Annotated in this window: 6 protein-coding genes; 4 read left to right on the forward strand and 2 right to left on the reverse strand. The window is 64.9% G+C overall.

All coding sequences use genetic code 11. The features are described 5' to 3' along the window. Positions 1 to 191 precede the first annotated feature (191 nt). Positions 192 to 1,751: a sigma-54-dependent transcriptional regulator gene (locus POF53_RS23865; protein WP_203651526.1), complete on the reverse strand. Its 1,560-nt coding sequence runs from the start codon at positions 1,749 to 1,751 to the stop codon at positions 192 to 194. A 255-nt stretch (positions 1,752 to 2,006) separates the two neighbouring features. Between POF53_RS23865 and phhA the strand changes: the two genes are divergently transcribed. The 4 genes from phhA (at position 2,007) to POF53_RS23885 (ending at position 4,878) form a co-directional block, all read left to right on the forward strand. Beyond that, on the forward strand, positions 2,007 to 2,795 hold the full coding sequence (gene phhA, locus POF53_RS23870; protein WP_062360651.1) for a phenylalanine 4-monooxygenase: 789 nt from the start codon (positions 2,007 to 2,009) through the stop codon (positions 2,793 to 2,795). A gap of 38 nt (positions 2,796 to 2,833) precedes the next feature. Then, on the forward strand, positions 2,834 to 3,190 hold the full coding sequence (locus POF53_RS23875; RefSeq protein WP_203651524.1) for a 4a-hydroxytetrahydrobiopterin dehydratase: 357 nt from the start codon (positions 2,834 to 2,836) through the stop codon (positions 3,188 to 3,190). Continuing rightward, complete coding sequence (locus POF53_RS23880; RefSeq protein WP_302328735.1) at positions 3,190 to 4,383, forward strand: amino acid aminotransferase; 1,194 nt, start codon at positions 3,190 to 3,192, stop codon at positions 4,381 to 4,383. The genes POF53_RS23875 and POF53_RS23880 overlap by 1 nt, the downstream gene beginning before the upstream one ends. A 366-nt stretch (positions 4,384 to 4,749) precedes the next feature. Continuing rightward, positions 4,750 to 4,878 carry a hypothetical protein gene (locus POF53_RS23885; RefSeq protein ID WP_256582346.1) on the forward strand — a complete coding sequence of 43 codons (129 nt, stop codon included), beginning with the start codon at positions 4,750 to 4,752 and terminating at the stop codon, positions 4,876 to 4,878. Between the two features lie 245 nt (positions 4,879 to 5,123). Here the strand turns inward: POF53_RS23885 and ydiJ are convergent, their stop codons facing one another. Next, positions 5,124 to 8,132 (reverse strand): D-2-hydroxyglutarate dehydrogenase YdiJ, encoded by a 3,009-nt coding sequence (gene ydiJ / locus POF53_RS23890; protein WP_498969714.1) that lies wholly within the window; start codon positions 8,130 to 8,132, stop codon positions 5,124 to 5,126. Positions 8,133 to 8,199: the final 67 nt, after the last annotated feature.

Consider the following 8,199-nt stretch of genomic DNA (forward strand, 5'->3'; position numbering starts at 1 on the left):
CCCACTCCGACCGCGCCAACCTCAGGCCTTGCGCGATCCCTGTAGGAGCGGCCTTGTGCCGCGAAAGGGCGGCGTAGCGGCCCCGGGTTTTCAGCAGCATGCCAAGATCGTCGGGGCCGCTTTGCGGCCCTTTCGCGGCACAAGGCCGCTCCTACAGGGACAAGTGTAACTTTCAAGGTAGTTAGCCACCCTCACTCCACCGACTTGTTCAGCGAGTAATCCCGCAACTTGTTGGCAATGGTCGTATGGGAAACACCCAATCTTTTCCCCAGCGCCCGGCTACTTGTAAATTCACTCATCAAACTTTCCAATACCGCCTTTTCAAACCGCCCGACAATTTGCGAAAGATCGCCATCCAGGGAAAACTCGCCCAATGGCTGGCGCGCGCCATAATCCGGTAAACGGATATGTTCGCTCTTCACCACCCCGCCCTCGCACAACGACACCGCCTGGAACAACACGTTCTCCAGCTGGCGCACGTTGCCCGGCCAATGATATTGAGCAAGCTTGTCCATCGCCGCCGGCGCCAGGCGCGGCATCGGGCAGCCGATCTGCCGGCTGGCCTGGTCAAGGAAGTGCTGCACCAGCCCCTCCAGGCCATCCATGCATTCGCGCAGCGGCGGAATGTGCAGCGACAGCACGTTGAGGCGATGGTAGAGGTCCTGTCGGAACTCGCCCCGGGCGCACAGCTCGGACAGATCGACCTGGGTCGCGCAGATCACCCGCACATCCAGGTACACCTCCTCGTCACTGCCGACCCGGCGGAAACAGCCATCCTGCAGGAAGCGCAGCAACTTGACCTGCAAGCGCGGGCTCATCTCCCCGACGCCATCGAGGAACAGCGTGCCACCGGCGGTAAGCTCCAGCAGCCCCAGCTTGCCTTCGGCCCGTGCGCCTTCGAACGCCCCTGGGCCATAGCCGAACAGCTCGGTCTCGGCCATCGACTCCGGCAGGCCGGCGCAGTTGAGCGCCATCAGCGGCGCCTGGCCACGAGGGCTGGCCAGATGGCAGGCGCGCGCCAGCAATTCCTTGCCGGTACCGGTCTCGCCCTCGATCAGTAGCGGCGCATCCAGCGGCGCCATGCGCCGCGCCTCGCGCACCACCGCAGCCATCACCCGCGAGCTCTGGAAGATGCTGTCGAAGCCACGCAGCTCCTGCTTGCGCACGTTGTAGATGCGCTCGCCGATGCGATCGGCGCGATGCAAGGTGATCACCGCGCCCGCCAGGGCCTCGCTGTCATCATGCTCCGACTGCAACGGCGCGATATCGGCGAGGAACACATCGCCCTTGACCTTGATGCGCAGGCCGTTGATCCGCGACTTGTTGGCGCGGATCAGCTCCGGCAGGTCGAAGTCCTCGACATAGCGCGACAACGGAATGCCCGGCACCTCGTCCACCCGCACCCCGAGCAACTGCGCCGCGCCACGGTTGGCGGCAACGATGCTGCCGCCCATGTCGATCGACAGCACCGGGAAGTCCAGCGCGCCCAGCAGCGCATTGAGTTCCATGTGCCGGCGCTCGCTGGGCATCAGGCCGACGCGCTTGACCCCGAACACCCCGGCGATCGACTCGAACTTCGGCCGCAGGGCCTGGAACTGCAGGTTGATCAGGTTCGGGCAATGCAGATAGATGGCGTTGCCGTGATCCCCCCCCACCTCGCCGCGCAGCACGTTGATGCCGTACTCCACCAGCAGGTTGAGGATGTCCCGCAGGATGCCGATGCGGTTCTGGCAGTGCACTTTGATACGCATGAAGGCTCTCGAAGCGGCCAGGTTTTTACCCGGCGCGCGGAAAAGTCGTAAAGATAAGCTGACAAAATCAACCTTCTGCCCAGCTCGACACCCGTGATTTTCCGGGATAAGGGTATTTTTGTAAAATTATCGTTACGAATTCAGGATGAGCGGCGACGATTAACTGCCCTTCACCCCAGTGCAAAGCAGCGTTTGTAGGGATATTCCTAAGGTATGTCCTGTACATAACAAGAACGCCCTCACCAGGAGAGCCACATGAAACAGACGCAATACGTGGCACGCGAGCCCGATGCGCATGGTTTTATCGACTACCCGCAGCAAGAGCATGCGGTGTGGAACACCCTGATCACTCGCCAACTGAAAGTGATCGAAGGCCGGGCATGCCAGGAATACCTGGACGGCATCGAGCAGCTCAAGCTGCCCCATGACCGCATCCCCCAGCTCGGCGAAATCAACAAGGTGCTGGGCGCCACCACCGGCTGGCAGGTCGCCCGCGTGCCGGCGCTGATCCCCTTCCAGACCTTCTTCGAGCTGCTGGCCAGCAAGCGCTTCCCGGTCGCCACCTTCATCCGCACCCCGGAAGAACTGGACTACCTGCAGGAGCCCGACATCTTCCACGAGATCTTCGGCCACTGCCCGCTGCTGACCAACCCCTTCTTCGCCGAATTTACCCACACCTACGGCAAGCTGGGCCTGGCGGCGACCAAGGAACAGCGTGTGTACCTGGCGCGCCTGTACTGGATGACCATCGAGTTCGGCCTGATGGAGACCGCGCAGGGTCGCAAGATCTATGGCGGCGGCATCCTCTCCTCGCCGAAGGAGACCGTCTACAGCCTGTCCGGCGAGCCGGAGCACCAGGCCTTCGACCCGATCGAGGCCATGCGCACGCCGTACCGCATCGATATCCTGCAGCCCCTGTACTTCGTCCTGCCGAACATGAAACGCCTGTTCGACCTGGCCCACGAAGACATCATGGCCATGGTCCACCAGGCCATGCAGCTGGGCCTGCACGCACCGAAGTTTCCACCCAAGGTCGCCGCCTGAGCGCCCCTGTCGATAACAACTCAAACCGGAAAACACCCATGAATGCCTTGAACCAAGCCCACTGCGAAGCCTGCCGCGCCGATGCGCCGAAAGTCAGCGACGAGGAACTGCCGGTATTGATCCGGCAGATCCCGGACTGGAACATCGAAACCCGCGACGGCCACATGGAGCTCGAGCGCGTGTTCCTGTTCAAGAACTTCAAGCACGCCCTGGCCTTCACCAACGCCGTCGGCGAGATCGCCGAAGCCGAAGGCCATCACCCGGGCCTGCTGACCGAGTGGGGCAAGGTCACCGTGACCTGGTGGAGCCACTCGATCAAGGGCCTGCACCGCAACGACTTCATCATGTGCGCGCGCACCGACGAGGTCGCCAAAACCGCCGAAGGGCGCAAGTGATGCACTTCGCGGCCATCGGACGGGTCCCTGGCGACCCGATCCTGGGGCTGATGGAGGCCTACGCCCGCGACGACAATCCGGCCAAGTTCGACCTGGGGGTCGGCGTGTTCAAGGACGCCCAGGGCCTGACGCCGATTCCCGCAGCGGTCAAGCAGGCCGAGCAGCGCCTGGTCGAACGCCAGGCCACCAAAAGCTACATCGGTGGCCATGGTGACGCGGCGTTCGGGCGCCTGATCAGCGAACTGGTGCTGGGCAGCGAATCGCCGTTGCTGGCCAGCCAGCGCGCCGGTGCCACCCAGACCCCGGGCGGCACCGGCGCCCTGCGCCTGGCGGCGGAGTTCATCGCCCATTGCCTGCCGGGGCGTGGCATCTGGCTGAGCGACCCGACCTGGCCGATCCACGAGACGATCTTCGCCGGCGCCGGGCTCAAGGTGTCCCACTACCCCTACGTGGGCAAGGACAACCGCCTTAACGTCGACGGCATGCTCGCCGCGCTGGAACAGGCACCGGAAGGCGACGTGGTGCTACTGCACGCCTGCTGCCACAACCCGACCGGCTTCGACCTGGGCCAGGACGACTGGCGCGCGGTACTCGACATCGTCAAGCGCCGCAACCTGCTGCCACTGATCGATTTTGCCTACCAGGGCTTCGGTGACGGCCTGGAGGAAGACGCCTGGGCGGTGCGCCTGTTTGCCGCCGAACTGCCGGAACTGCTGGTCACCAGCTCCTGCTCGAAAAACTTCGGCCTGTACCGCGATCGCACCGGCGCCCTGCTGGTGTGCAGCCACGATGCCGAGAAACTGCTGGATGTGCGCAGCCAATTGGCGTTCATTGCGCGCAACCTGTGGTCGACGCCACCGGACCATGGTGCCGCAGTGGTCGCCGAGATCCTCGGTGATCCGGCGCTCAAGGCGCTGTGGGTCGAGGAAGTGAACGCCATGCGTCAGCGCATTGCCGAGCTTCGCCAGGGCCTGGTGCAGGCGCTGGCGCCACACGGCCTGGCCGAGCGCTTCGCGCACATCGCCGCGCAACGCGGGATGTTCTCCTACACCGGGCTGAACCCCGAGCAAGTGCGCCTGCTGCGTGAACGGCACAGTGTGTACATGGTCGGTACCGGCCGGGCGAACATCGCCGGGGCGGATGCGCAGCGCCTGGAGAAGCTGGCGGCGGCCATCGCCGACGTCTGTCGCTGATATCGCAGTACCTGTGGGAGCGGCTTTAGCCGCGAAGCAAGCGACGCGGTGGATGGCACCGGCTTCGCCGGTGTTCGCGGGTAAACCCGCTCCCACAGGATACGCGCCGCTTCGACATCAAGCGCTGTAACTGTGGGGGAGCGCAGCCTGCGATGAATCGAACGCAGGCAGTACAAGACTGTTGCTCCCACAGTGTTTCCGGCGCCCGAACACAGTCGGCGGTGCGCTGATCGCCCGCTAAAACCGACCAGCGCCCGGCAAAAATCTCAAACTGTCATCCAGACTGCTGTATCCTGCCCCAGCTTTTCGAAGCCACACATGCGCCCTGGCGCCGCCTTTTCACTCACACTTGCGAGGAACGACGAGATGCATGAAATCCCGAATCTTCCCTTCCCAAGCCTGAACCCCGAAGAGCAATCCGTTGCCGCCCACGCCGAACCGACGCCCGCCGTCGACCAGGACGGTGACGATCAATCCAGCGCCGACCAGGAATAATCGCGCACCCCACCCGACTGTGTGAAAACGGCTGACCTGCGGGACATCCCCGTCATCGCGTTTTCACACCGTCCAGAAGCCCTACCGAAGACTTCCATACCCGACTTACCGCACCCCCATTGCGGTCACCCTGCAAGTCGTTTCCATCAAACCCGCTCCCACAGGTACAGCACCGCCATCAAAGGCAGCGACGATCCTGTGGGAGCGGGTTTACCCGCGAAGAGGCCTGCACCGAATGACGCGCCTCAGCGCTGCGCGTACTGCAACACCACCTCCAGCGGATGGCGCAACTGCTTCTCGGTCATGCGCTTGACCTGGCTGCGGCACGAATAACCGGTCGCCAACGCCTCGCCCTGCTTGTCCAGCTTGGTCGCCCAGGACTGCTCGAAGATGGTCCTCGAGGTTTCCTGGTTCCGCGCTTCATGCCCATAGGTACCGGACATGCCGCAGCAGCCGGTGGCCTCGGTGACCAGCTTCAACCCCAGGCGGGCGAACACCTGCTCCCACTGCCGGGTACTGGCCGGCACATTGGTCTTCTCGGTGCAGTGGGCCATCAGGCGGAAGCTGTCGGCCTTGACCGGCGCCTGCTCGGGCAGCACGTTCATCAGCCATTCCTGGGGCAACAGCACCGACGGGCACTCCACGCCATCGACCTTCTGGTACTCCTGGCGATAGACCAGGGTCATCGCCGGGTCCAGCCCCACCAACGGCACGCCGCAGTCGGCCAGGCTCTTGAGCTGGGTGGCGTTGCGTATCGCCGCCTTGGCGAAGGCACCGAGGAAACCCTGCACGTGCAACGGCTTGCCGTTGGCGCTGTAGGGCGCGAGGAACACCTTGTGCCCCAGGCGATGGGCCAGCTCGATGAACGAGGCCAGCAGTGGCGTCTCGAAATAGCGGGTGAAGGCGTCCTGCACCAGCACGATGCTGCGTTCGCGCTGGGCCGGGGTCAGCTCGCGCAGGGCCGGCACGCTCGCCACCTGGACGCGGCAACGGGTCAGGGTGGCCTGGAAGTTGAAGCGGCTGATCAGCGGGCTGTCGACCATGCCGATCTTGTCCGCCAGCAACCTGCTCACCCACTTCGAGCCCATCACCGCGTTGTACAGGCCCGGTGCATGGGCCAGGTACGGGATGGTGAATTCCAGCGAACCGATCAGGTAATCGCGCAGCGGACGCTGGTAGCGGCCGTGGTACAGCTCGAGGAAGCGCGAGCGGAAGTCCGGCACATTGACCTTGATCGGGCACTGCCCCGCGCAGGACTTGCACGCCAGGCAGCCGGCCATGGCGTCGTACACCTCGTGGGAGAAGTCTTCCTGGCGCGCACGGCTGTTGCGCAAGCGCGCCGGCAGCCTTTTGAACCAGGACGCCTTGCGCTGGGCGGCGGCGAGCACATCGATGTTCGCTTCGCCCTGCAGGCGCAGCCATTCGCGGATCAGCGAAGCGCGCCCCTTGGGTGAGTGCTGGCGTTCGCGGGTGGCCTTCCACGACGGGCACATGGCGTCGTTGGGATCGTAGTTGTAGCAGGCGCCGTTGCCGTTGCAGTGCACGGCGCTGCCGAAGCTTTGCCAGACGCGTTCGTCGATACTGCGGTCAAGGTCACCGCGCAGGGTCACGCCATCCACCGGGGTCAGGCCTTCGGCGCTGTCCGGCGGGGTGCAGATCTTGCCCGGGTTGAGCTGGTTGTGCGGATCGAAGGCGCCCTTGAGGCGCTGCAGTGCCGGGTACAACGCGCCGAAGTATTCCGGCACGTACTCGGAGCGCAGGCCTTTGCCATGCTCGCCCCAGAGCAGGCCGCCATAGCGCTGGGTCAGCGCCGCCACGGCATCGGAGATCGGCTTGACCAGCGCGGCCTGGGCCGGATCCTTCATGTCCAGCGCTGGGCGCACGTGCAGCACGCCGGCATCGACATGGCCGAACATGCCGTAGGCCAGGCCGTAACCGTCGAGCAGCGCGCGGAAGTCGGCGATGTAGTCAGCCAGTTGCTCCGGCGGCACGGCGGTGTCCTCGACGAACGGCTGTGGCCGCACCTCGCCTTCGACGTTGCCCAGCAGCCCCACCGAACGCTTGCGCATGGTGTAGACCCTGGTGACCGCCTCGGCGCCCTCCGCCAGGGTATGCCCCAGGCGCTCGACGCTGGTGTCGCGCTGCAGGTGCGCGACAAACGCCTCGACCCGGGCATTGACCTCGGCCGGCTCGTCGCCGCAGAACTCCACCAGGTTGATGCCCAGCGTCGGGCGCTCGGCATCGGCCGGGAAGTACTCGGCGACGCTGTGCCAGACGATGTCCTTCATCGCCAGCATCAGCACCTTGGAGTCAACGGTCTCGATCGACAGCGGCTTGTGCGCCATCAGCGCGTTGGCATCGCGCAGGGCGTCCATGAAGCTGGTGTAGCGTACGTTGACCAGCACCGCGTACTTCGGGATCGGCAGCACATTGAGCTTGGCCTCGACCACATAGCCCAGCGAGCCTTCGGCGCCGCACAGCACGCTGTTGAGGTTGAAGCGGCCCTGCTCGTCGCGCAGGTGCGCCAGGTCGTAGCCGGTCAGGCAGCGGTTGAGCTTGGGGAAGGTGCTTTCGATCAGCCCGGCCTGGGTTTGCTGGATCTCGCGGGCCATGCGGTACACCTCGCCGACCCGGCCGGGCGCGGCGCAGGCCTGCTCCAGGGCCGCGTCGTCGATCGGCAGGCTGTGCAGGCGCTCGCCACCAAGCAGCACGCTGTGCAGCTCGAGCACGTGGTCGCGAGTCTTGCCATAGGTGCAACTGCCCTGGCCGCTGGCGTCGGTGTTGATCATGCCGCCGACGGTGGCGCGGTTGGAGGTCGAAAGCTCCGGCGCGAAGAACAGCCCATGGGACTTGAGCGCGGCGTTGAGCTGGTCCTTGACCACGCCCGCCTGGACCCGCACCCAGCGCTGCTCGACGTTGATCTCGAGAATGCTGTTCATGTGCCGCGACAGGTCGACGACGATGCCGTCGGTCAGCGACTGGCCGTTGGTGCCGGTGCCGCCACCACGCGGGGTCAGCTTGATGTCGCGAAAGCGTGGCTCGGCCATGAGCGTGGCAACCCGCGCCACATCGTCGGCATCCAACGGGAACACCGCCGCCTGGGGCAGCCGCTGGTAGATGGAGTTGTCGGTGGCCAGCACGGTACGGGTGCCGTAGTCGGCACTGATCTGGCCACGGAAGCCGCTGTTCTTCAGGGCTTCGAGGAATTCAGGGTAATGGGCGGCGGGCGCGCGGGGCGGCAGCTGGGCGATCATCGAAGGATGGCCTCTATTCGATATTGGCTAGTTCACGGGTTCCAGGCATTGCAACATCTCGTGGGAG

The sequence above is a fragment of the Mitsuaria sp. RG genome (genome assembly GCF_028369275.1).
Taxonomy (GTDB): Bacteria; Pseudomonadota; Gammaproteobacteria; order Pseudomonadales; family Pseudomonadaceae; genus Aquipseudomonas; species Aquipseudomonas peradeniyensis.

Excerpts from the sequence above, each read along its gene's own strand:
- POF53_RS23865 (WP_203651526.1), bottom strand. The coding sequence starts at position 1,751 with ATGCGTATCAAAGTGCACTGCCAGAACCGCATCGGCATCCTGCGGGAC.
- phhA (WP_062360651.1), top strand. The coding sequence starts at position 2,007 with ATGAAACAGACGCAATACGTGGCACGCGAGCCCGATGCGCATGGTTTT.
- POF53_RS23875 (WP_203651524.1), top strand. The coding sequence starts at position 2,834 with ATGAATGCCTTGAACCAAGCCCACTGCGAAGCCTGCCGCGCCGATGCG.
- POF53_RS23880 (WP_302328735.1), top strand. The coding sequence starts at position 3,190 with ATGCACTTCGCGGCCATCGGACGGGTCCCTGGCGACCCGATCCTGGGG.
- POF53_RS23885 (WP_256582346.1), top strand. The coding sequence starts at position 4,750 with ATGCATGAAATCCCGAATCTTCCCTTCCCAAGCCTGAACCCCGAAGAG.
- ydiJ (WP_498969714.1), bottom strand. The coding sequence starts at position 8,132 with ATGATCGCCCAGCTGCCGCCCCGCGCGCCCGCCGCCCATTACCCTGAA.